Annotated in this window: 23 protein-coding genes; 11 read left to right on the forward strand and 12 right to left on the reverse strand. The window is 66.3% G+C overall.

Going from position 1 to position 22,271, the window contains the following annotated elements:
- Position 1: 1 nt before the first annotated feature.
- The 3 genes from hemF (at position 2) to XI02_RS35025 (ending at position 2,016) form a co-directional block, all read left to right on the forward strand.
- Positions 2-898: an oxygen-dependent coproporphyrinogen oxidase gene (hemF, locus tag XI02_RS35015; protein ID WP_172647109.1), complete on the forward strand. Its 897-nt coding sequence runs from the start codon at positions 2-4 to the stop codon at positions 896-898.
- Positions 889-1,629 (forward strand): HAD family hydrolase, encoded by a 741-nt coding sequence (locus XI02_RS35020; RefSeq protein WP_016839718.1) that lies wholly within the window; start codon positions 889-891, stop codon positions 1,627-1,629. The genes hemF and XI02_RS35020 overlap by 10 nt, the downstream gene beginning before the upstream one ends.
- A gap of 114 nt (positions 1,630-1,743) precedes the next feature.
- Positions 1,744-2,016 carry a DUF2158 domain-containing protein gene (locus XI02_RS35025; protein WP_172647108.1) on the forward strand — a complete coding sequence of 91 codons (273 nt, stop codon included), beginning with the start codon at positions 1,744-1,746 and terminating at the stop codon, positions 2,014-2,016.
- 55 nt (positions 2,017-2,071) lie between these two features.
- Here XI02_RS35025 and XI02_RS35030 read toward each other — a convergent pair whose 3' ends face one another.
- Genes XI02_RS35030 through XI02_RS35050 form a run of 5 tightly spaced genes read right to left on the reverse strand, consistent with a single transcriptional unit; the run spans position 2,072 to position 5,646 of the window.
- On the reverse strand, positions 2,072-2,827 hold the full coding sequence (locus XI02_RS35030) for a sulfite exporter TauE/SafE family protein (RefSeq protein WP_172647107.1): 756 nt from the start codon (positions 2,825-2,827) through the stop codon (positions 2,072-2,074).
- Positions 2,824-4,080 carry a CCA tRNA nucleotidyltransferase gene (locus XI02_RS35035; RefSeq protein WP_018273386.1) on the reverse strand — a complete coding sequence of 419 codons (1,257 nt, stop codon included), beginning with the start codon at positions 4,078-4,080 and terminating at the stop codon, positions 2,824-2,826. The genes XI02_RS35030 and XI02_RS35035 overlap by 4 nt, the downstream gene beginning before the upstream one ends.
- On the reverse strand, positions 4,077-4,340 hold the full coding sequence (locus XI02_RS35040; protein WP_016839724.1) for a DUF6111 family protein: 264 nt from the start codon (positions 4,338-4,340) through the stop codon (positions 4,077-4,079). The genes XI02_RS35035 and XI02_RS35040 overlap by 4 nt, the downstream gene beginning before the upstream one ends.
- Positions 4,337-4,972, reverse strand: a complete 636-nt coding sequence (locus tag XI02_RS35045) for a CoA pyrophosphatase (RefSeq protein WP_370143890.1) — start codon at positions 4,970-4,972, stop codon at positions 4,337-4,339. Before XI02_RS35045 ends, XI02_RS35040 begins: the two co-directional genes overlap by 4 nt.
- A gap of 32 nt (positions 4,973-5,004) precedes the next feature.
- The gene (locus XI02_RS35050; protein WP_172647105.1) at positions 5,005-5,646 is read right to left on the reverse strand and encodes a DUF1285 domain-containing protein; all 642 of its coding nucleotides are present in this window, start codon (positions 5,644-5,646) and stop codon (positions 5,005-5,007) included.
- 255 nt (positions 5,647-5,901) lie between these two features.
- Here XI02_RS35050 and XI02_RS35055 point away from each other — a divergent pair, with 255 nt between their 5' ends.
- The 6 genes from XI02_RS35055 (at position 5,902) to XI02_RS35080 (ending at position 15,895) form a co-directional block, all read left to right on the forward strand.
- Positions 5,902-6,906 carry a MoxR family ATPase gene (locus XI02_RS35055; RefSeq protein ID WP_016839727.1) on the forward strand — a complete coding sequence of 335 codons (1,005 nt, stop codon included), beginning with the start codon at positions 5,902-5,904 and terminating at the stop codon, positions 6,904-6,906.
- Positions 6,906-7,844, forward strand: coding sequence for a DUF58 domain-containing protein (locus tag XI02_RS35060; protein ID WP_172647104.1), 939 nt, complete (start codon positions 6,906-6,908; stop codon positions 7,842-7,844). Before XI02_RS35055 ends, XI02_RS35060 begins: the two co-directional genes overlap by 1 nt.
- Positions 7,844-10,654: a DUF4159 domain-containing protein gene (locus tag XI02_RS35065; protein ID WP_172649092.1), complete on the forward strand. Its 2,811-nt coding sequence runs from the start codon at positions 7,844-7,846 to the stop codon at positions 10,652-10,654. Before XI02_RS35060 ends, XI02_RS35065 begins: the two co-directional genes overlap by 1 nt.
- Before the next feature lie 120 nt (positions 10,655-10,774).
- Positions 10,775-12,838 carry a hypothetical protein gene (locus XI02_RS35070; protein ID WP_172647103.1) on the forward strand — a complete coding sequence of 688 codons (2,064 nt, stop codon included), beginning with the start codon at positions 10,775-10,777 and terminating at the stop codon, positions 12,836-12,838.
- Positions 12,839-13,000: 162 nt separating this feature from the next.
- On the forward strand, positions 13,001-13,423 hold the full coding sequence (locus XI02_RS35075; protein ID WP_028338626.1) for a DUF2946 family protein: 423 nt from the start codon (positions 13,001-13,003) through the stop codon (positions 13,421-13,423).
- A gap of 111 nt (positions 13,424-13,534) precedes the next feature.
- Positions 13,535-15,895: a TonB-dependent receptor gene (locus XI02_RS35080; protein WP_172647102.1), complete on the forward strand. Its 2,361-nt coding sequence runs from the start codon at positions 13,535-13,537 to the stop codon at positions 15,893-15,895.
- Positions 15,896-15,953: 58 nt separating this feature from the next.
- On the opposite strand, the gene XI02_RS35085 is transcribed toward XI02_RS35080, so the two are convergent.
- The 3 genes from XI02_RS35085 to XI02_RS35095 form a co-directional block, all read right to left on the reverse strand.
- Positions 15,954-16,271, reverse strand: a complete 318-nt coding sequence (locus tag XI02_RS35085) for an EthD family reductase (protein ID WP_016839733.1) — start codon at positions 16,269-16,271, stop codon at positions 15,954-15,956.
- 113 nt (positions 16,272-16,384) lie between these two features.
- The gene (locus tag XI02_RS35090) at positions 16,385-16,897 is read right to left on the reverse strand and encodes a GNAT family N-acetyltransferase (RefSeq protein ID WP_018273390.1); all 513 of its coding nucleotides are present in this window, start codon (positions 16,895-16,897) and stop codon (positions 16,385-16,387) included.
- 39 nt (positions 16,898-16,936) lie between these two features.
- Positions 16,937-17,425 (reverse strand): NUDIX domain-containing protein, encoded by a 489-nt coding sequence (locus XI02_RS35095; protein WP_016839736.1) that lies wholly within the window; start codon positions 17,423-17,425, stop codon positions 16,937-16,939.
- Positions 17,426-17,571: 146 nt separating this feature from the next.
- Between XI02_RS35095 and XI02_RS35100 the strand changes: the two genes are divergently transcribed.
- Entirely contained in the window at positions 17,572-18,459 is an 888-nt protein-coding gene (locus XI02_RS35100) for a metallophosphoesterase (RefSeq protein ID WP_172649090.1), read from the forward strand.
- On the opposite strand, the gene XI02_RS35105 is transcribed toward XI02_RS35100, so the two are convergent.
- The 4 genes from XI02_RS35105 to XI02_RS35120 all read right to left on the reverse strand — a co-directional run bounded on the left by XI02_RS35105 (position 18,456) and on the right by XI02_RS35120 (position 20,450).
- Positions 18,456-19,193, reverse strand: a complete 738-nt coding sequence (locus XI02_RS35105; protein ID WP_194483256.1) for a hypothetical protein — start codon at positions 19,191-19,193, stop codon at positions 18,456-18,458. The genes XI02_RS35100 and XI02_RS35105 overlap by 4 nt on opposite strands.
- 21 nt (positions 19,194-19,214) lie before the next feature.
- The gene (locus XI02_RS35110) at positions 19,215-19,784 is read right to left on the reverse strand and encodes a hypothetical protein (RefSeq protein ID WP_172649089.1); all 570 of its coding nucleotides are present in this window, start codon (positions 19,782-19,784) and stop codon (positions 19,215-19,217) included.
- Between the two features lie 211 nt (positions 19,785-19,995).
- Entirely contained in the window at positions 19,996-20,205 is a 210-nt protein-coding gene (locus tag XI02_RS35115; protein WP_016839740.1) for a hypothetical protein, read from the reverse strand.
- 2 nt (positions 20,206-20,207) lie between these two features.
- A complete protein-coding gene (locus XI02_RS35120; RefSeq protein ID WP_172645835.1) occupies positions 20,208-20,450 on the reverse strand; it encodes a hypothetical protein in 243 nt (80 codons plus the stop codon).
- Here XI02_RS35120 and XI02_RS35125 point away from each other — a divergent pair.
- A complete protein-coding gene (locus XI02_RS35125) occupies positions 20,449-21,891 on the forward strand; it encodes a short-chain fatty acyl-CoA regulator family protein (RefSeq protein ID WP_172647101.1) in 1,443 nt (480 codons plus the stop codon). The two genes, XI02_RS35120 and XI02_RS35125, sit on opposite strands and share 2 nt — an antisense overlap.
- The last annotated feature ends 380 nt before the right edge of the window (positions 21,892-22,271 follow it).

The raw sequence follows: 22,271 nt of genomic DNA on the forward strand, positions 1-22,271 counted from the left end.
CATGCTGCCAACAGACCCCGCCATCATCGAGGACCGCAAGGCGCGTGCGCGCGGCTGGTTCGAGGCGCTGCGCAACGACATCTGCGCGGCCTTCGAGAAGCTCGAGGACGACGCCCCATCCACGCTTTATCCCGGCGCCGCAGGCCGGTTCGTACGGACCCCCTGGGACCGCACCGACCACACCGGCAAGCCGGGCGGCGGCGGCGTGATGTCGATCATGAAGGGCCGGCTGTTCGAAAAGGTCGGCGTGCACTGCTCGACCGTGCACGGCGAGTTCGCCCCCGAATTCCGCGCGCAGATTCCAGGTGCCGCCGACGATCCACGATTTTGGGCCTCGGGCATTTCGCTGATCGCGCATCTGCGCAATCCGAACGTGCCCGCCGTGCACATGAACACCCGCTTTGTCGTGACCACCAAGGCCTGGTTCGGCGGCGGCGCCGACCTGACGCCGGTGCTGAACCGACGGCGCACCCAGGAGGACCCCGACACGGTCGCCTTCCACGCCGCGATGAAGGAGGCGTGCAGCGGGCCGAACGGCGTCGCCGACTACGACAAGTACAAGAAGTGGTGCGACGACTATTTCTACCTGCCACACCGCAAGGAAGCGCGCGGCATCGGCGGCATCTTCTATGACTGGCACGACAGCGGCGACTGGGAGGCCGATCTCGCCTTCACCCAGGACGTCGGGCGCAGCTTCCTGAAGATCTATCCCGACCTGGTGCGGCGCAATTTCGAAGCCGCCTGGAGCGCCGAGGATCGCGACGAGCAGTTGGTCCGCCGCGGCCGCTATGTCGAATTCAACCTGCTCTATGATCGCGGCACCATCTTCGGCCTGAAGACCGGTGGCAATGTGGATTCGATCCTGTCGTCGCTGCCGCCGGAGGTGAAATGGCCGTGATGAACCTGCCGCGCGCGATGCTTATCGACATGGATGACACCATCCTGTCGGCCTATGGACGCCCCGAGATCGCCTGGAACACGATCACCACGGAGTTTGCCGCGGAGCTGGCACCCCTGCCCCCGGATCAGGTCGCGACCGCGCTGTTGGCCTATGCACGGCAATTCTGGTCGACTGCCGAGCCGATCTGGCGGATCAGGCTCGGCGAGGCGCGGCGGCTGACCGTGAAGGGCGGCTTCGCGGCGCTCGCGGCGGCCGGTCACCGTGCGCTGCCCGACGAGCTCGCGGACCGCATCGCCGATCGCTTCACCGCCTATCGCGAGGAGGAGATGTTCGTCTTCCCCGGCGCGCATGAAGCGATCGATGCGTTCAAGGCGCTCGGCATCAAGCTTGCGCTGGTCACCAACGGCGCCGCCGACATGCAGCGCGCCAAGGTCGAGCGCTTCGCGCTCGGCCATCGCTTCGATCACATCCAGATCGAGGGCGAGCACGGCTTCGGCAAGCCGGAGGAGCGCGCCTACCTGCACGCGATGCAAGCGCTCGGCGTCACCGCATCCGACACCTGGATGATCGGCGACAATCTCGAGTGGGAAGTCGTGGCGCCGCAGCGGCTTGGCATCTATGCGATCTGGATGGACGTGCACGGTGTCGGGCTGCCGCCGGGATCGACCATCAAGCCCGACCGCATCATCCGCTCGCTGAGCGAACTGGTTCCTGCCGCGCGCAAATAGCGCATCGCCGCCGTTTTCCACGTCAATTCCATTGAAGCTGACGCCGGCCGTGATTTGGCTGTCATCACCGGTCGCTAGCCTGCCGTCCGCGTCATCCAGCGCGGAGGGAAAATCATGGAACTGAAACCAGGCGATGTCGTCATGCTGAAGTCCGGCGGCCATCCGATCACGGTCGTCGAAATCGACGAGGACAAGGTCGCGTGCCTGTGGATGGGCACGGACGGCGATCTGTTTCGCGAAACCTTGCCGCTCGTCGCACTCGAATCGACCGAGCTCGATCCGGAGGACGATGAAGAGGAAGACGACGAAGACGAGGACGACGAGGAAGAAGAAGACGACGACGAAGACGACGACGGCGACCGCAAGAAGAAGCGCAAGGCGGCGTGAGATCCGTTGGCGCGATGCTGACTGGCAGTGCCGGCAGCATCGCCTCCGCTTCCCGTCAGAGCGCGCTTGCAATCATCACCACGCCGCCGGTGACCACGGCGGCATCCAGGATCGCGGTGTGGATATGCACCGGCATCCGCGCGACAAAGGCCTTGGCCAGGAACGCGCCGGGGATGGCGACCAGGCCGATCAGCAGCGCAAGCGCCAGCACCTGCGCGGTGATGACGCCGGTCAAGCCGAACACCGAAATCTTGACCGCGGCACTTGTCAGCGAAATCACCGCATCGGTCGCAACCACAGCGGCGCCCTCGAGCCCCGCCGCCATCAGCAGCGACAGCAGGATGACGCCCGAGCCCGCGGTGCCGCCGACCACGACGCCATATCCGACGGCGCCGGCCGCAAGGCCCCGCTCACCGATCCTGACGCTGTGCTTGCGCAACAGCCGCCTGAGCGGCACGCTCAGGATCAGCATGCCCCCGATCACCAGCGACGCGCCGGCACTGGTCAGCCTTGTATAGCCGTAGGCGCCGAGCGCCGTGGAGAACAGCGCCGCCGCGATCACGATGATTGCCTTGCGGCGGTCGGCAAACCTGACGAAGGCAACGAAGCGGCTGGAATTGGTGAAGATCGACGAGATCGCGATGATCGGCACGACCGGCTCGGCGCCGACCATCGGCACCAGCACCAGCGGCATCAAGGCGCCGGTGCCATAGCCGGCAAGACCGCCGATCACGGAAGCAAACAGCGCAACGGCTGCGACAAGCAGAATTTGCAGGAGCGAGATATCTGCGAAGCCGGAGAAGAAATTCAAAGCCGATGATCGCGGGTGAAGCGGGAAACGGTCTGGTCGGCGATGCCAGACAACACCTGCGGATCCAGCGGGAAATCCGCGGCTAGCCAAGCATCCTCGGCCAGGGTCAGTACATGCCCCAGTGCCGGTCCCTCGGCAATGCCGCGCGCGACGAAATCCGACGCCCTCAAGGGAAAGTGAGGCGCGCGCCAGCGCTCCGGCAGCGTGGCGAGCGCGCGCCATTGATCGACATCCTGGCCCGCACCGGTGCGCGCCCAGGCGAGCAGCAACCGGTCGCGATAGGGCTCCTCGTCGAGCCGGTAGAGCCTGCGCTTGGCATGGGCCTCGTCCATGCCGGGCAAGCGCCACCAGCGATGGCCCATCGAATCGAGCGCCTTGGCTTCGGCATTGGAGAGCCGCAGCCGGCTGGCGATGCGCCGCGCGTCCTCGGTCACGGCGACCGTCAGCGCGGCGAGCCTTCGCATCGCGCTTGGCGCGAGCTTCATCAGTTGCTCGATCTCGATCATCGCCGCGAACGGGCCGGTATAAGCGATGCCGCCGAACAGCGGCTGCAGCAAGCCGCCGTCACTCATCGCGACCACTGCACTCGCGGCGCCGTTCGCGACCACGAGCTTGAGCATCTCCATGCGAATCCGCTCGGCCGAGAGACCGGCCAATCCGGCGCGCCCACTGACGCAGGCGAGATAGCCGGCGCGATCGACCTCGCCCACGCCATAGGCGGCATGGAAACGGAACAAGCGCAGGATGCGCAGATAGTCCTCGGCAATCCGCTGCGCGGGATCGCCGATGAAGCGCACCCGCCTCGCCTCGATGTCGGCAAGGCCGCCAACGTGATCGTGCACGACGCCCGAGGCGTCGACCGACAGGCCGTTGATGGTGAAGTCGCGCCGCTCGGCGTCGCGCACCCAGTCGCGACCGAACGCCACCCTGGCCTTGCGGCCATAGGTCTCGGTATCCTCGCGCAGCGTCGTCACCTCGAAGGGCAGGCTGTCGACGACCAGGGTCACCGTGCCGTGCTCGATGCCGGTCGGCACACTCTTGATGCCCGCCCGCTTGGCGCGGCGGATCACCTCCTCCGGCAGCGCCGTGGTGGCGATATCGATGTCGGCGAGCGGAATCCGCATCAGGGCGTTGCGCACGGCCCCGCCGATCACCCGCGCTTCCTCGCCGTCGGCATTGAGCAGGCCGAGCACGTGCGCCGCGGGCCCCGAAGCGAGCCATGGCGCGTCGGACAACAGGCGCACCTCGCTCATTTCTCAACTCCCGGCACCAGCCTGCCGTTTTCGATATGGGCGGGAACGTAGGTCGAGTTCGGCGGCGCGCCGGTCAACTCGGCCAGCAGCACGAAGCTCACGATGACCATCACCAGCGCCACCAGCGTCAGCTTCGCCAGCATGTCGAGCGGCCATGACGCCGGCAGCGTCACGCCGGACCGCGTCGCGATGAGGAAGATGGCATAGACCGCGAACGGGACCAGAAAGATTCCGATCTCGGTCAATACCGTGCGGATCATGACAGATAGATCCGCTCATACAACACGCGCAGGATGCCCGCGGTCGCGCCCCAGATGTAGCGCTCGGCGAACGGCATCGCGTAATAGGACCGGTCCATGCCTCGGAATTCCTTGGTGTGAATCTGATGATTCTCCGGATTCATCAGGAAAGCGAGCGGCACCTCGAACGCATCGACCACCTCCGCCTCGTTGATCGCAAGCGTGAATCCCGGCTTCACCTTGGCGACCGTCGGCAGGATGCGGAAGCCGAACGCGGTGCCATAAAGGTCGAGATAGCCGACCGGGTCGATGAATTCCCGCTTCAGCCCGACTTCCTCGCAGGCCTCGCGTAGCGCGGCATCGAGCGGCGATGCGTCGGTGGCGTCGATCTTGCCGCCGGGAAACGAAATCTGGCCGGCATGGCTCGACAGATTGGGCGAGCGCTGCGTCAACAGCACGGTCGGCTCGGGGTGATCGACCACCGGGATCAGCACCGCGGCCGGCCGCACCGGCTGCTCCTGCGCCACGATCTCGAGCATGCGGTCGTTGCCGGAGTCTCCGGTGCGCGGAATGACATTCGGATCGACCAGGCCCGGCGGCACATCGAAAGTGAGCCGCGTGCGGGCCCGCGCGAAGAATTCCGTCGAGCTGATCGTCGCCGGCTCCACCTTCAGCAACGGCTCGTTCAAAGTGCGTCCCTCACCTGACTGGCATCGGCCATCGCGAAGAACTCGCCGCCGGACTCGATGCCGAACATCTCTTGACCATCGACCATCCGCTGCTCGCCCATGTCAACCAGATCGTAATAGAGCGCGCGGGTGACCTTGGCCCACAAATCGGCGCGGACATGCAGATAGGGCGTCAATCCGCCGTCCTCCGCCGCCTCGAATCTGAGGCCGTGGCCTTTCTCGCAATCGACCCAATCGTCGACATTGGTGCGGAACCTGAGCAGGCGGCCGCGCGCGTCTTCCCCGGTCTGCATTTCCACGGCAAGGAACGGTGCGTCGTCGACGCGGATGCCGACCTTCTCCACCGGTGTCACGAGAAAGTGCTTGCCGTCCTCGCGCTTCAGGATCGTGGAGAACAGCCGCACCAGCGCAGGGCGGCCGATCGGCGTTCCCATGTAGAACCAGGTGCCGTCAGGCGCGATTCGCATGTCGAGATCGCCGCAGAATGGCGGATTCCACAGGTGGACCGGCGGCAGGCCCTTGCGTCCGGCCGGACCCGATGTCGCAGCTTGATTGGCGGCCGTGGTGAGCCCTTCGAGACCCTTGCTCCCGAGGCCCGTAGTTTCCCCGCCGGAATCGCTCTGCCCTTGCTTCGCCATTGTTTGCCTTAAAGTTTCCTACCTTCAATCTGGCACGTTTGGTGCACATATCCTGAAATGTGGTCGGGATGTCATTCTCGCCACATCGTGATGCCGTTCATACCCTGAAACACCGATAAGGTGGGGATAGTTTAATTCAACGAATACATGGCCTTCGCTCACGTTTAGCATGAGGGCCAAGATGACGACAGGTGATGACGACAGATGACGGCGCGCCAATGTATGTGCGCGCATCGTCAAGAAGGAGCGGATCGAATGGCTGGTGCAGACAGCGTCGAGAAACTGGAGGATGTGATCGTCCGTTCGGCCGAGCAGGTCGCGGGCCAGATCAAGGCCGCCAAGGAAGCGGTCTCCACCGTCATCTTCGGCCAGGACCAGGTGATCGAAAACACCCTGGTGACGATCCTGTCCGGCGGCCATGCGCTGTTGATCGGCGTGCCCGGCCTCGCCAAGACCAAGCTGGTCGAGACCCTCGGCGTCACGCTCGGCCTCGATGCCAAGCGCATTCAGTTCACCCCGGACCTGATGCCGTCGGATATTCTCGGCGCCGAAGTGCTCGACGAGAGCTCGGCCGGCAAGCGTTCGTTTCGCTTCATCGCAGGTCCCGTGTTCGCGCAGCTGTTGATGGCCGATGAGATCAACCGCGCCAGCCCGCGCACCCAGTCGGCGCTGCTGCAAGCCATGCAGGAGCAGCACATCACCATTGCCGGCGCGCGGCATGATTTGCCAAAACCGTTCCACGTGCTCGCGACGCAGAACCCGCTCGAGCAGGAAGGCACCTATCCGCTGCCCGAAGCGCAACTCGACCGCTTCCTGATGGAAATCGACGTCGATTATCCCGATCGCGACGCCGAGCGGCGCATCCTGTTCGAAACCACCGGTGCCGAAGAGGCCGCGGCCAAGCCGTCGATGGACGCCGAGACGCTGCTCACCGCGCAACGCCTGGTGCGGCGCCTGCCGGTCGGCGATTCCGTGGTCGAGGCGATCCTGACGCTGGTCCGCGCCGCGCGTCCCGGCACCGAGGGCGGCGAGGCCGGCAAGCTGATCGCATGGGGACCGGGTCCGCGCGCCAGCCAGGCCTTGATGCTCGCGGTGCGCGCCCGTGCATTGCTCGACGGGAGACTCGCGCCGTCGATCGACGATGTGCTCGATCTCGCCGAGCCCGTGCTCAAGCACCGCATGGCGCTGACCTTCTCGGCGCGCGCCGAGGGCCACACCATTCCCGACGTGATCAAGCAACTGAAGACCCGGATCGGTTGATGGCCGCAGACAGGCACCAGAACGAGGAGATCCTTGCGGTTCGACGTGCCGATGGCGAAAGCCGAACGCTCGCCGCATCGCTGCCGCGTCTGGTGCTTGAGGCCCGCCGTGTCGCCGCCAACGTCATCCATGGCCTGCACGGCCGCCGCCGCGCCGGCTCGGGCGAGAATTTTTGGCAATACCGCCGCTTCGTCTCCGGCGAGCCGTCGCAGCGCGTCGACTGGCGCCGCTCGGCACGCGACGACCATCTCTATGTCCGCGAGCAGGAGTGGGAAGCCGCGCACACGGTGTGGATCTGGCCCGACCGCTCGCCCTCGATGGCCTTTGCCTCGCGCGAGGCGCGCGACAGCAAGCTGGAGCGCGGACTGATCGTAGCCTTCGCGCTCGCCGAGTTGCTCGTTGCGGGCGGAGAACGCGTCGGCATTCCCGGCCTGATGAACCCGACCGCAAGCCTCAACGTGATCGACAAGATGGCCGAAGCGATGTTGCACGACGAGAAGACGCGCGCGAGCCTGCCGCCGTCCTTCGTACCGTCGTCGCTGGCCGAAGTCGTCGTGTTGTCGGATTTCTGGTCGCCGATCACAGAGATCACGACGATGCTGGCCGGGCTTTCCTCCTCTGGCGCGCACGGCACCATGATCCAGGTCGTCGATCCCGCCGAAGAGACCTTCCCCTATTCGGGCCGTGTGGAGTTCGTCGAGCCGGAGGCCGGCAGCGTCATCACCGCGGGCCGCGCCGAGAGCTGGGCGAGCGATTATGTCTCCCGGGTCGCGCTGCATCGCGACCAGATCCGCAATGAGACCAACCGGCTCGACTGGCTGTTCTCGACCCACACCACCAGCCGCTCCGCGGCCGAGCTGCTGTTGTTCCTGCATGCCGGCATGATGGTGAGCAAGGGCGGCGGCCGCTCAACAGTCAAGGCGGGACGCAGCGCATGATCGCAGGCCTCCCCCTCTCTTTTGCCGAACCGCTGCTGCTGCTGGGGCTGGTCAGCCTGCCGGTGCTGTGGTGGCTGTTGCGCGTGATGCCGCCGCGGCCGCGCCGGATTGAATTCCCGCCGACGCGGCTATTGTTCGACATCGCGCCGAAGGAGGAGACGCCGTCGCGCACGCCGTGGTGGCTGACGCTGCTGCGGCTCGCCGCCGCCGCGCTCGTCATCTTCGCCGCCGCCGGCCCGATCTGGAATCCGCAGACCGGCGTCGCCGCCGGTAAATTGCCGCTGGTGATCCTGCTCGACGACGGCTGGAGCGCGGCGTCGAGCTGGGACGCGCGGATCAGGGCCGCGGACGAACTGATCGCCAACGCCGACAGCGACCGCCGCGGCGTCGCGCTGGTGCCGCTGTCAGAGCCCGCGCGCGACATCACGCTGATGTCGGCCGGCGCCGCGCGCGTCGCGCTGCGCCAGTTCGCGCCAAAGCCCTACTCGGTCGATCGGGTTGAAATCCTCGGCGCGCTTGGACGTTTCCTCAAGTCGACCGGCGACTGCGACATCGCCTGGCTGTCCGACGGCGTCGACACCGGCCGCGGCAGCGAATTCACCGAGGGGCTCGGCAAGGTGATCGAGAGCCGCAATCTGACGATCTATGCGGGCGGAGCGCAGTCGGCGCAGGCGCTGGTCGCGGCCGAGAACGCCGCCGCCAAGATGACGGTGAAGGTGCTGCGGACCGAGAGCGGCATCGCGGCGGGAACGGTGCGCGGGGTCGACGCCAAGGGCTCGCCGATCGGCGAGGCCCGCTACACATTCGGACCGCAGGATCGCGAGACCGAAGCCGCCTTCGATCTTCCGGTCGAGTTGCGCAACGACATCGCACGGCTCGAAATCTCCGGCGAGCATTCGGCCGGCGCCGTGCAGCTGCTCGACCGGCGCTGGCGTCGCCGCGCCATCGGCGTGGTCTCGGGTGCGAGCAACGACACCGCGCAGCCGCTCCTGGCGTCGACCTTCTATCTCTCCCGCGCGCTGTCGCCATTCGCCGATGTCAGGCTCGGCGATCGCGGCGCGCCGCAGCAGGTGATCGGGCAATTCCTCGACCAGCGGCTGCCGATGATCGTGATGGCCGATGTCGGCACGCTGTCGCCGGAGATCCGCGACCGGCTCAATGCCTGGATCGAGCAAGGCGGCGTGCTGGTGCGCTTCGCCGGTCCCCGCCTCGCCCAGGCCGATGACGACCTCGTTCCCGTCAAGCTGCGCCGCGGCGGACGCACGCTCGGCGGCAGCCTGACCTGGGAGAAGCCGCAGCACATGGCCTCGTTCTCCGCCGACGGCCCGTTCGCCGGCCTCACCGTGCCGAAGGACATCACCGTCAACCGCCAGGTGCTGGCCGAGCCCGACGCCGTACTCCCGACCAAGAGCTGGGCCTCGCTGGAGGACGGCACGCCGCTCGTCACTGGCGAGCGTCGCGGCAAGGGCGTGGTCAGCCTGTTCCATGTCGGCGCCGACATGCGCTGGTCGGATCTGCCGATGTCCGGCACCTTCGTCGAGATGCTGCGCCGGCTGATCGACATGTCCGGCTATACCTCGAAGCCCGGCCCCGGCGTCGCCAGCGATCCCAACGCCGAGACGGTTGCGCCGCTGCGCACGCTCGACGGCTTCGGCGTCTTCGGCCCGCCGCCCTCGAGCGCCAAGCCGATGTCGGCAGACTATCGCGATCGCGGCACGGCCGACCATCCGCCCGGCTTCTACGGCACTGCCGAGAGCCCGATCGCGGTCAACACGCTCGCCTCCGCCGATCGCATCGCGCCGCTCGACACCTCGGCCCTGCGCGCGACGCGCGCGAGCTACACCAACGCCGAGCCGCGCGACCTGCGCGGCATCATGCTGTCGACGGCGCTGGCGCTGTTCCTCCTCGATGCGATCGTGGTCGCCATGCTCGGCGGCGGCCTCGCCGCGCTGATCCGGCGGCGCGCGGCACCGGCCGTGCTCGCGTTGGCCTTCATCCTTGCGACCACGATGGTGCCCTCGCCGAGCCGCGCGCAGAACAGCGGCAGCGACGACTTCGCCATCAAGGCGGTGTCGCAGACGCGGCTGGCCTATGTCGTCACCGGCAATGCCGACGTCGATTCCATCGTCAAGGCGGGGATGTCCGGACTGACGCTGTTCCTCGGACAGCGCACCGCGCTGGAGGCCGGCGATCCCGTCGGCATCGATCCCGCGCGCGACGAGCTGGCGTTCTTCCCCCTGATCTACTGGCCGATCGTGCCGGGCGCGCCGAAGCCGCCGCAGGACGCCATCAACAAGATCGACGCCTACATGAAGCAGGGCGGCACCGTCATCTTCGATACCCGTGACGCCGTCGAAGCGCCGCCGGGTGACAACGGCTCATCGCAGACGCCCGGCATGCAGACGCTGCGCGAATTGCTGTCGACCCTCGACGTGCCCGAGCTCGAGCCTGTGCCGCGCGAGCACGTGCTGACCAAGACGTTCTATTTGCTGCGCGACTTCCCCGGCCGCTTCAACTCAGGTCAGACCTGGGTCGAGGCGCTGCCGCGCGAGGACGACGACGAGGCTGCGCAGCGCCCGGCGCGCGGCGGCGACGGCGTCTCGCCGATCATCATCACGTCGAATGACCTCGCCGGTGCCTGGGCGATCCGCCCCGACGGCCAGCCGATGCTGCCGCTGACGCCGGGCGAGCCGCGCCAGCGCGAATTCGCCTTCCGGGCCGGCGTCAACATCGTGATGTACACGCTGACCGGCAACTACAAGGCCGACCAGGTGCACGCGCCTGCCTTGATCGAGCGGCTGGGACAGTAGAGATGCGAGTGATTCAGCTGCCAACACCGTCATTCCGGGGCGATGCGAAAGCATCGAACCCGGAATTTCGAGATTCCGGGTCTGGTCCTTCGAACCATCCCGGAATGACGGAGTGACGCCATGAACTACGGTATCGCGTTCACACCGCTGGTTCCTTCGCTCGTGCTGTGGCTCGCGCTCGGCGCGATTGTCGTCATCGCCGTGCTGCTGCTCGTGTCGCGCGCGCGGGGCGCCGCGGTGCGGGTCGCCGCGCTGGCGCTGATCCTGCTGGCACTGGCCAATCCCTCCTTCACCCGCGAGGACCGCGAGCCGCTGTCCTCGGTCGCGGCCGTCGTGGTCGACAAGAGCCCGAGCCAGAATTTCGGCACGCGCAACCAGGAGACCGACAAGGCGCGCCAGGCGCTGGTCGACAGCCTGAAGCAGATTAAGGGCCTCGAGGTCCGCGTCGTCGAGGCCGGTCAGGCCGATGGCGAGACCGACGGAACGAAGCTGTTCGGCGCGTTGACGTCGGCGCTGTCGGACGTTCCGGTCGAGCGCGTCGCCGGCGCCTTCATGATCACCGATGGCCGCGTGCACGACATTCCCGCCAACGCCCAGGCGCTCGGCTTCCAGGCGCCGGTGCACGCGCTGATCACCGGCCGCAAGGACGAGCGCGACCGCCGCATCGCGATCACCGCCGCCCCGCGCTTCGGCATCGTCGGCCAGACCCAGACCATCACCTTCCGGCTCGACGACCAGGGCGTCACCGGCGAGCGCGCCAAGGTCACGATCCGCCGCGACGGCGAAGTGATCAACGAGCGCACGCTGACCAGCGGCCAGACTTCGAGCGTCGACATCGACATCAAGCACGCCGGGCCCAACATCGTCGAGATCGAGGCCTCGCCGCTCGAGAACGAGCTGACGCCGGTCAACAACCGCGCCGTGGTCGCGATCGACGGCGTGCGCGACAAGCTGCGCGTGCTGCTGGTGTCCGGCGAGCCGCATTCCGGCGAACGCACCTGGCGCAACCTGTTGAAGTCCGACCCCAGCGTCGATCTCGTTCACTTCACCATTCTGCGTCCGCCGGAGAAGCAGGACGGCACGCCGATCAACGAGCTGTCGCTGATCGCATTTCCGACCCGCGAGCTGTTCCAGCAGAAGATCAACGAATTCCAGCTGATCATCTTCGACCGCTACGCCCGCCAGGGCGTGCTGCCGATCGCCTATTTCGACAACATCGCGCGCTATGTCCGCGCCGGCGGCGCGGTGCTGGTCTCCGCGGGTCCCGACTACGCCTCGACCACCAGCATCTGGCGCACGCCGCTGGATTCGGTGCTGCCGGCCGAACCGGTCGGCGTGACCGAGAAGCCGTTCTACGCGCATCTGAGCGATGCCGGTAAGCGCCATCCGGTGACGCGCGGGCTGGAAGGCTCGAATGCCGAGCCGCCGCATTGGAGCCGGTTCTTCCGCACCGTCGATACGCGCAACGCGATCAATCCGCCGGTCATGACCGGCGCCGACGGCAAACCGCTGCTGCTGCTGTCGCGCTTCGGCGAAGGCCGCGTCGCGCTGCTGCTCTCCGACCACATCTGGCTGTGGGCGCGCGGCTACGAGGGCGGCGGCCCGCATCTCGATTTGTTGCGGCGGGTGTCGCACTGGCTGATGAAGCAGCCCGACCTCGACGAAGAGGCGCTGCGCATGCAGGTGCAGGGCAAGGATCTCATGGTGGTGCGCCAGACCATGGCCGACACCGTGTCGCCGGTCACCGTGACGTCGCCGAGCGGCACCACGCGCGAACTGACACTTACCGCCGGCGATCCCGGCGAGTGGCGCGCGACGCTGCCCGCCAACGAGCTCGGCCTGTGGCAAGCCACCGACGGCACGCTGAAGGCGCTGATCAATGTCGGCCCGACCAACCCGAGGGAATTCTCGGAGGTCACCTCGACCACCGACATGCTGAAGCCGCTGGCGCAGGCGACCGGCGGCGACGCCCGGCGCACTGTCGACGGTTCGAGCCTCGACATGCCGCGCGTCGTGCCGGTGCGCTCCTCCTCGATCTTCCGCGGCGATGGCTGGCTCGGCGTCAAGATGCGCGACGCCAGCGTCGTCAAGGGTGTCGGCGTGCTGCCGATGTTCGCCGGCCTGGTCGGCCTGCTGCTGTTGCTCGGCGCATTCGCGGCAACATGGCTGCGCGAGGGACGCTGAGCCCGGCCGGGCTCAGGTCTGCGTTGCATCAAGCACACACAGGTAATGCATCGACACGGTTTGTCTGAACGCTGGTTGACATCGCGCACGCCATCCGATGTTATAATATAACATCGGGGCGCTGGGGTGTTGATGCGCTCCCGACGGGTGGGCGTTATCGGCATGCAGTGGTTCCGGCGACACATCAAGACTGGCTCGCGGCTGGCGCTGTTCGCGCTCGCCGTCCAGTTCATGCTGTCGTTCGGGCATTTCCATCCGATCGCGGCAGCGCAAGCGGCGCCCGCGGTCCAGACCGGGCTGTCGCTGGTCGATCTCGCCTATATCGGGACCTCGGCGACGCCGGACCTCGCGGTCCAGGTGACCGGGACGCCACAGCCCGCCAATCACGACAACGACCGGCATCCGGCCGACAATTGCGCGATCTGCGCCGTCATCTCGCTCGCGAGCAGCATGCTGTTCACGGCGCCGCCGGTGCTGTTGCTGCCGGAAGCCATCGAGCTTCTGTTCCGCACCACCAATGCCGAATTCGCCCATCTGAAATCGGCGCCGGCGGCCTTCCACTCCCGCGCACCTCCCCTGTCCTGACATCGACTGATTGCTGCACGCCCTGAGCGGACGGCCGCATCACATTTGCGGCCTGCGCCAGCGGGGCAAATCGGAATCGATCCGTCATTTCGACGGGCCTGGATCGGGACAATGACACTTCAGAAGAAACGAGCACTCCACATCGGGAGCGTGAGCTGGCTATTGCTGGGCGCGATGAGCCACAATGCCCTGGCCGACGACACGCCGACGCAACTCCCCGACATCACGGTGACGGCACCGAGCCCGATCCAACGGCACCGGACGGCGCCAACGCGCACGCCGAGCCATGTTGTCCGGGCCGCGCCGAGCCGCAACCGCGAACGCGCCGCGGCCGTGCAACCGGCGCCTGCGGCGCCGGCACCGCAGCAGGGCGTGCTGCCCGTGGTTACCGATCAGTTCGCCACCGTCACTGTGATACCCAACGAGGAACTGCGGCGCTCGGGCGCCGCCACGCTGGGCGATCTGCTGTTCTCCAAGCCCGGCATCACTGGTTCGAGCTTCGCGCCGGGCGCGTCGAGCCGGCCGATCATCCGCGGCCTCGACGTCAACCGCGTCGGCATCGTCGAAAACGGTCTCGGCGGCGGCGGCGTGTCGGATCTCGGCGAGGATCATTTCGTCCCGATCGATCCGCTCTCGACCAACCAGATCGAAGTGGTGCGCGGCCCGGCAGCGCTGCGCTACGGCTCGACCTCGATCGGCGGCGTCGTCAGCGCCACCAACAACCGGATTCCCGATGCGATGCCGACCTGCGCGGCGGCGCCGTTCCAGAGCTACGGATTGCCGGTGAAGGCTCCGCTGGCCGGCGCCGGCGCGCCGGGTTGCCTCAATGTCGAGACCCGCACGTCGGTCAGCTCGGTCAATCGCGGCGTCGAGGGCGGCATGCTGCTGGACGCCGGCGGCAACAATGTCGCCGTGCATGCCGATGTCTATGGCCGCACCACCAGCGACTACAGCATCCCCAGCTATCCTTATTTATTTGTGCCCGGCCAGCCATTCAACGGCCGCCAGCCGAACTCCGCGACGCAGTCGGACGGCGCGTCGGTTGGCGCCTCCTATTTCTTCCAGGGCGGCTATATCGGCGCGGCGATCACCCAGAACGACTCGCTCTACCATATCCCCGGCACCGATGGCGCCGATCACCAGACCCGGATCGACGCGCACCAGACCAAGATCGCGGTCAAGGGCGAGTACCGGCCCGATGCCGCGGCGATCGAAGCGGTGCGGTTCTGGGTCGGCGCGACCGACTATCGCCACAACGAGCTCGGCCTTGCCGATCCGACCGACCCGTTCAGCGACGGCGTGCGGCAGACCTTCACCAACAAGGAGCAGGAAGCCCGCGTCGAGGTGCAGATGATGCCGTTCAACGCACGCTTCGCCACGGTGACGACCGCGTTCGGCGTGCAGGCCGGGCATCAGGAGCTGACCGCGCCGAGCCCGGACGATCCAGGCTCGCTGTTCAACGGCCTGTGGAGCCCGAACAACAACAACCGCGTCGCGGGTTACGTGTTCAACGAGTTCAAGTTCACGGATTCGACCAAGGCGCAGATCGCCGGCCGCATCGAGCACGTCGACCTGCACGGATCGATGCCGAATTTCCCGGCGGATTATCTGCCCGATGGCGCACCGCAGATCTCGATCGCGCGCAATCCGTCCTACACGCCGGTCAGCGGCAGCATCGGGCTGCTGCAGAACCTGCCCGGCGATCTCGTCGGCAGCATCACCGCGCAATATGTCGAACGCGCGCCGAAGCCCGCGGAGCTGTTCTCGCGCGGCGCGCACGATGCGACCGCGACCTTCGACATCGGCAATCCGAACCTGACCATCGAGACCGCGAAATCGGTCGAGATCGGCCTGCGCAAGGCGACCGGACCGTTCCGCTTCGAGGCCACCGCCTACTACACCCGCTTCAGCAACTTCATCTATCGCCGCCTGACCGGGGTGATGTGCGGCGACGATTTCGACTCCTGCGGCAATGGCGATCCCAACAATGAGGCGCGGCAGGCGGTTTATTCGCAGCGTGACGCGATCTTCCGCGGCGCCGAATTCCAGAGCCAGTTCGACATTGGCCCCCTCAACGGTGGCATCTGGGGCATCGAGAACCAGTTCGACGTGGTGCGCGCCACCTTCACCGACGGCAGCAACGTGCCACGGATTCCACCGGTGCGGCTTGGCGGCGGCCTCTACTGGCGCGACAGCAACTGGCTGACCCGCATCAATCTGGTGCACGCCTTCGCGCAGAACGACATCGCTGTCATCGGCGAGACCCCGACGGCGGGCTACAATCTCTTGAACGCGGAGATCACCTACAACACCAAGCTGAATTCGTCATGGATCGGCGCGCGCGAGATGACGCTTGGTCTGGTCGGCAACAATTTGCTCAACCAGAACATCCGCAACTCCGTCTCCTACACCAAGGACGAGGTGCTGATGCCGGGCCTCGGCGTGCGGGCGTTCGCCAACCTGAAGTTCTGAGCCAAGCGGGTCCCTCTGCCGTTCGCGGCAGAGGGATCAAACTCCAACGCTTGAGTCGTCAGTGGCCGACGACGACTTCGCTGATCTGGATCACCGGCTGCAGATCGGTGTAGTTCGGGATGTCGCCCATGATCTCCTGGGCGTGCTTGCCCATGCCGGCCGCGAAGGCCTCAACCGAGTCGCAGAAGATGTGGCACATCCCGACATAGGTGGCGGGTTGCCCCGGTGCGCCGCCGGCGAGACCCTTGTCGACGGTGTAGTATTTGCAGGCGTCGCCGAGGCGCGCCTTCACTAGCGGCATGTGCTTGTCGCGATAATAGTCGTGATCAAAGCGTGCGCCTGGATTGTTCGGATACATCACACTGACCTTGATCATGACGCGCACTCTCCCTGTTGATATGACATGCGCCGGTCTTGTCCCGGCGCTTATCTCAACTGTGCTTTAGTTTCCGATAGCGCGCAACAGTTCCGGCGACGCCCGCGCGGATGTCAGATCGCCTTGCTCCAGTCCGGCTGGATCGGCCCGGAGACGCCCTCGGCCGCGCCGTCGACCAGTTCCATGACAAGCAGGCGACTGTAATCGACCGGGCCGGGCATGGTCATTCGCCCCTTCGGGACCGGCTTGAAGCCGACCCGCGAATAGTATGGCTCGTCGCCGACCAGCACGATCAGCCGGTGGCCCTTGGCGCGGGCGTCGTTGATCGCACGCTCTAGCAGCGCACGGCCGACGCCGCGGCTGCGGAACGGCGGCTCGACCGTCAACGGCCCGAGCATCAGGGCCGGCGTATCGCCGATCGTGATCGGCAGCTGGCGCACCGAGCCGACCAGCAGCGTGCCGATCCGCGCCGTGAAGGAGACATCGAGCAGATGATCGACATGCTCGCGCAGCCGGTAGGCGCTGAGCACGAAGCGGCCGGGCCCGAAGGTGCGCTCGTGCAGGCGCTCGATCGCCTGGGCGTCTTTCGGGGTCTCGGGCAGGATGGTCAGGGACAATTCGGTCATTGTGGGGCGCGGGATAGCATCTGGCGCGGGCGCGGTCCATCACCGCCATGTCGCCGTGGGCGGCTTGCCTTCGAGCACCTCCGCGATCCGCAGCCGCGTGCCGGGGGTGGTCTCGTCGGGCAGATCAGCCGGATCGAAGAAGCCGCAGGCCACGATCTCGCGATTCGGCTCCGGCAGGCGGTCCTGCCGGTAGTTCCTGACGACGTAGACCGCGACATGATCGCGCGGCGAGACGTGGCTGTTGTGGAAGATGCCGTGCAGCACCGGCTCGCCCTTGAGCTCGATCCGCCCCTCCTCCTCCAATTCGCGCCGCAGCGACTCGATAAAACTTTCGCCGACCTCGACCCCGCCGCCGGGCAGATACCAGCCATGGACGTAGCTGTGCTTGACCAGGAACACCCTGTTGTCGGCATCGAGCACGACGGCACGGACCCCGAGCGTCATGCTGCGGACCAGCCGCCAGTAGAAATGAAACACCCATCTGATCTGCGGCTCGTAGCGCTTGCGTAAATCGAGCAGGACCGTCACTGAACCCTCGACATCATGGTGTTTGATCCGTGCTTTGATCCTTGCGCGCCTGCGCAGCTCTTGCCAATACAGGCAGGACGTTCGGGATAGCACGACATGACCGGCTGCCGGCCACTTTTCGCGGACAATCCGAAGGGAATCGCATGATGGCGCCGTTTCGCCTCGCGCATCTGTCGGACCCGCATCTGCCGCCGCTGCCGGCGGCGCGGCTCCGCGATCTGGCCGGCAAGCGCGCCTTCGGCTACCTGAACTGGACGCGCAACCGTCACAAATATCACCGCCGCGACGTGCTCGACGCGCTGGTGTCGGACATGCAGGCGCAGCAGCCGGACCATATCGCCGTGACCGGCGACCTCGTCAATCTGGCGCTGGATGCCGAGTTCAATCCGGCCCGGCAATGGCTGGAGGGCGTGGGTTCGCCTGCCGACGTCACCGTGATCCCCGGCAACCACGACGCCTATGTGCGCGCGACGCGGCATCGCTTCGTCAGTCACTTCGGCGACTATCTGCGCGGCGACGCCGATGGCGCGGCAACGCATTTTCCGTTCGTGCGCCACCGCGGGCCTGTGGCGCTGATCGGCGTCTCCTCGGCGGTGCCGACGCCACCGCTGATGGCGACCGGCTGGCTCGGCCATCCTCAGCTCGATGCGCTTGATGCGATCCTCGCGCAGCTGTCGCGGGAGGACGCCTTCCGCGTCCTCCTGGTGCATCATCCGCTGCACTCCGACGGGCGCGCCAAGCGCCTGACCGATTCGCATCAGCTGCTGGCGCTGCTCAGGCGCCACGGCGTCGAGCTGGTGCTGCACGGCCACGACCACATCCATTCGACGATGTGGTTCGACGGCCCCGAGCGGAAGATCCCGGCGATCGGCGTGCCGTCGGCATCGGCGCTGGCGCGCAAGCACTATCCGGCCGCGGCCTATAATTTGTTCACGATCGAGCGTGACGGCAACGACTGGCGCTGCGAGCAGACCGTGCGCGGCCTCGGCGATCACGCCGGCATCCGCGAATTGAAGCAAGTACGACTGTCCTAATCGCCGCCCCCGCCGCCGCAGCCACCACCGCTGTCACCGCCGCCACCATCGCCGCCGCCGTCACCGCCATCGCTGCCACCGCTCCCGTCGCTGCCGGCATCGCCGAAACCCGCTGACGATCCGTCGATCGACGAGTCGGAGAAATCGCCGCCGCAATAGGGGCTGCTGCCGCCGATGCCGCTGCGGCGCAGCGCCTCGCAGTCGGTGTGATAGATGAAGCCGTTCGCGATGTTCAGCTTGGCGTCGAGCGCGAACAGCAGCGGCAGCCGGGTCGGCCTGACCGGATCGATGTTCTCGTATTTGCAGCAATACCACCAGACCCGCCGCAGCCCCTCATTGCTCCTGCGCCGCTCCTTCACCAGGACGACCGCGGGGGTGTGATGCAGGAAGCCGCCGAAGGCGCGGCGGCAGAACGCATCATATTCGCGGGTGTAGAGAATGAATTCGTGCCAGAGGTCGTCGGCTGCCTGCGACGGCATCGAGACGTAGCGCTTGCCGCTCATCAGATAAGCGAGGAAGAACTGCCGCAGGCCGCGCGAGACCAGCGCGCTGTCCTTGCGGGTGAAGCCGGGATGACGCTTCTCGAGCCGCGCCAACAGGCCCGCCGGCCAGTGAAAAGTGCGGATGTATTCGGCGCGCCGCAATGTCTGCCACTTGCCAAACAGCACGGCGCTGCCGACCACCGCGGCCGCCGCCAGGACGCCGAAAAATGCCGAGGCGGGTGTTATGACCACGATGCCCCGCCCCTTGAGCGGCTAGTAGTTTTGCAAGCTCGCAAACAGCGCGAGACCGAACAGCGCGAGCGCACCCATGACGAAGCCGAACACGAACATGCCGATCCCGCCGCGGCGCTTTGGCGCCACCACCGGGACGGGCGTCGGCGGCTCGGGAACCGGAAGCGGCGTTGCCACCATCGCATGCTCGCGCTCGATCAGGCGGCGCGCGACATAGTCGGTGACGGCATCGACGATCGCGGCCACGTCATGCGATTCGGCGAGCACGATGCGGCCGAACCTCGTGTCCTGCACGAAGCGGTAGATGCGCTTGTCGCGCCCCATCAGCACATGCGCGACGACGTCGATCCACAGCCGCGGCGTCTCGCCCTGACTGATGCCGCGGTCGAACAGATCGACCTTGTCCGGCACCTGCGCGAACAACGGATCGAGCGCATCGTTGAGGATCTCGAGCCGCGCCACCTCGGCGTCGCGCAGCTCGACGACGACGCCGGTGCGATCGGCCGCCTCGATCCGCGCCCGCCGCAGCGCCTCTCGCAGCGTCGGCCGCATCTCGCGCGCCTCGCTGCCGGTGTTCTGCGGATCGGACATGCCTTGCGGTCTCGTGGTGACGGGTTTCCTGCGCATTAACCTATCAGCAACCAAGATGTCCGCAAAGGGCGTTGGTTCCCAAGCACTTAGGCCGCCACTTATCCCCAGATCAAAGGCCTGACGCTGTCCCAAAAGCGGTCGACCCCACCCGGATGAAACCGGATGGGGCCGCCGTCCTTGGACGTTTTCTTGGCTCTGAAAATCTTGAACGTCAGGCCGAAACCCGCGACGGCTCCTCGACGATGGAGAAGCGCACGCCGGCCTTGTGGCGGCTTTCTTCCGAAACTTCCTTCCAGCACTCTTCGGCTTCCTTGCGGGTCTTGAACGGACCGCGGACCTGGGCCGAGCCTTCGACGAGCTTGTGGAAGTTCATCGACCCGAACTCGCCGCCGATCACCCAGAAATTGCTGCCCTTGCTCATCGTCAGTCTCCTTCAAAAAATCGGGGCTGCCTTTGCCCAGCCGCCTGCACCTTGATCTCCGCAACCTGCTCGCCGGATCGACATTCTTGACAGAGCATTGCGAATTGCGTGTCAGGAGATAAACGCGAAAACGCGAAGTTCGTATAGATGCCTTGTTTTTTATTTGTGATGTCATGTAACATCTGAACTTGTAATAAATGTCGATTTGTAAACTTTGTCACAATATAGGTCAGGAAACCTGCCATGCCCGGTGAGTCCGGAAAGAAGCTGTTCGTCGGTCCGCGCTTCCGGCGGATCCGCCAGCAATTGGGGCTGTCGCAGACCCAGATCGCCGAGGGGCTCGGCATCTCGCCCTCCTACATCAACCTGATCGAGCGCAACCAGCGCCCGGTAACGGCGCAGATCCTGCTGCGGCTGGCCGAGACGTACGACCTCGACTTGCGCGACCTCGCCACCGCCGACGAGGACCGCTTCTTCGCGGAACTCAACGAGATCTTCTCCGATCCCCTGTTCCGCCAGATCGACCTGCCGAAGCAGGAGCTGCGCGACCTCGCCGAGCTCTGCCCCGGCGTGACGCATGCGCTGCAGCGGCTCTATGCCGCCTACACCGAGGCGCGCCGCGGCGAGACGCTGGTGGCGGCGCAGATGGCCGACCGCGAAGGCTCGCAATTCGACGCCAATCCGATCGAGCGGGTGCGCGACCTGATCGAGGCCAACCGCAACTATTTTCCGGAGCTCGAGACCGCCGCGGAGAATCTGCGCGACGAGATCAACGTGCCGACCGAAGGCCTGTTCACGGCGCTGACCACGCGCCTCCGCGAAAGACATTCGATTCTGACCCGCGTGATGCCGGTCGACGTGATGCGCGAGACGCTGCGCCGTTTCGATCGGCACCGCCGGCAGCTCTTGATCTCCGAACTCGTCGACAGCTCCGGCCGCAGCTTCCAGCTTGCGCTGCAGATCGGCTTTGTCGAGTGCGGCGCCGCGATCGACGCCATCGTCAGCCGCGCCGGCCCGCTCGACGACACTGCGCGCCGGCTCTACCGCATCACGCTCGCCAATTACTTCGCAGCCGCCGCGATGATGCCCTACCAGGCGTTTCATTCCGCAGCCGAAGCCTTGAGCTACGACGTCCATGTGCTGGCGCAGCGTTTCAACGCCGGCTTCGAGCAGGTCTGCCACCGCCTCACCACGCTGCAACGGCCGAACGCGCGCGGCGTGCCGTTCTTCCTGCTCCGCGTCGACAATGCCGGCAACGTGTCGAAGCGGTTTTCCTCCGGCACCTTCCCGTTCTCCAAGTTCGGCGGCACCTGCCCGCTCTGGAACGTGCACTCGACCTTCGACATGCCGGATCGCCTGCTCAGCCAGGTGATCGAATTGCCGGACGGCACGCGCTATTTCTCGATCGCGCAGATGGTGCGCCGGCCGGTGGCGCCCTACCCGCAGCCGCAGCCGCGCTTTGCGATCGGGCTCGGCTGCGAGATCCGTCACGCGGCCAAGCTCATCTATGCGACCGGAATGGATCTGGAGAAGGTCGAGGGCACGCCGATCGGCGTCAACTGCCGGCTCTGCGAGCGCGAGAACTGCAGCCAGCGCGCCGAGCCGCCGATCACGCGCACCCTGATCCTGGACGAGACCACGCGGCGGGTGTCGTCGTTCGCGTTCTCGAATGCGCGGGAGTTGTGAGCCAAGGATCAATCGACCGATCAATCCACCGCGGCAAAGGCCTTGCACCAGCCGTCCTTGCTGATCGGGCCCTCGACCCCCTTGCAGCCATCGGGTGCGACGAACAGCGTGCACATCTCCTGCACGAGACGCTGGTCCGGCGCGGCGCCTGGCCGCCGAAAACGGAGGAGGATTCGACCGAGGACGACGTGCGCTAAAGCATGATCCGGAAAAGTGCGAAGCGGCTTTCCCTCGCGACAACGCGTTTGCGCGAATCACACACCAAACTAAAGCGCGATGACGATTCGACCCAGCGCGTGTACTCGACGCGACTAATCCGTTGACGTCGAGACCTGACCGCAGGTTCACCTAATGAAAACGGCGGGAGGAACTTTCGGTTC

It is taken from the genome of Bradyrhizobium sp. CCBAU 21365 (assembly GCF_015291305.1).
Classification (GTDB): Bacteria; Pseudomonadota; Alphaproteobacteria; order Rhizobiales; family Xanthobacteraceae; genus Bradyrhizobium; species Bradyrhizobium elkanii.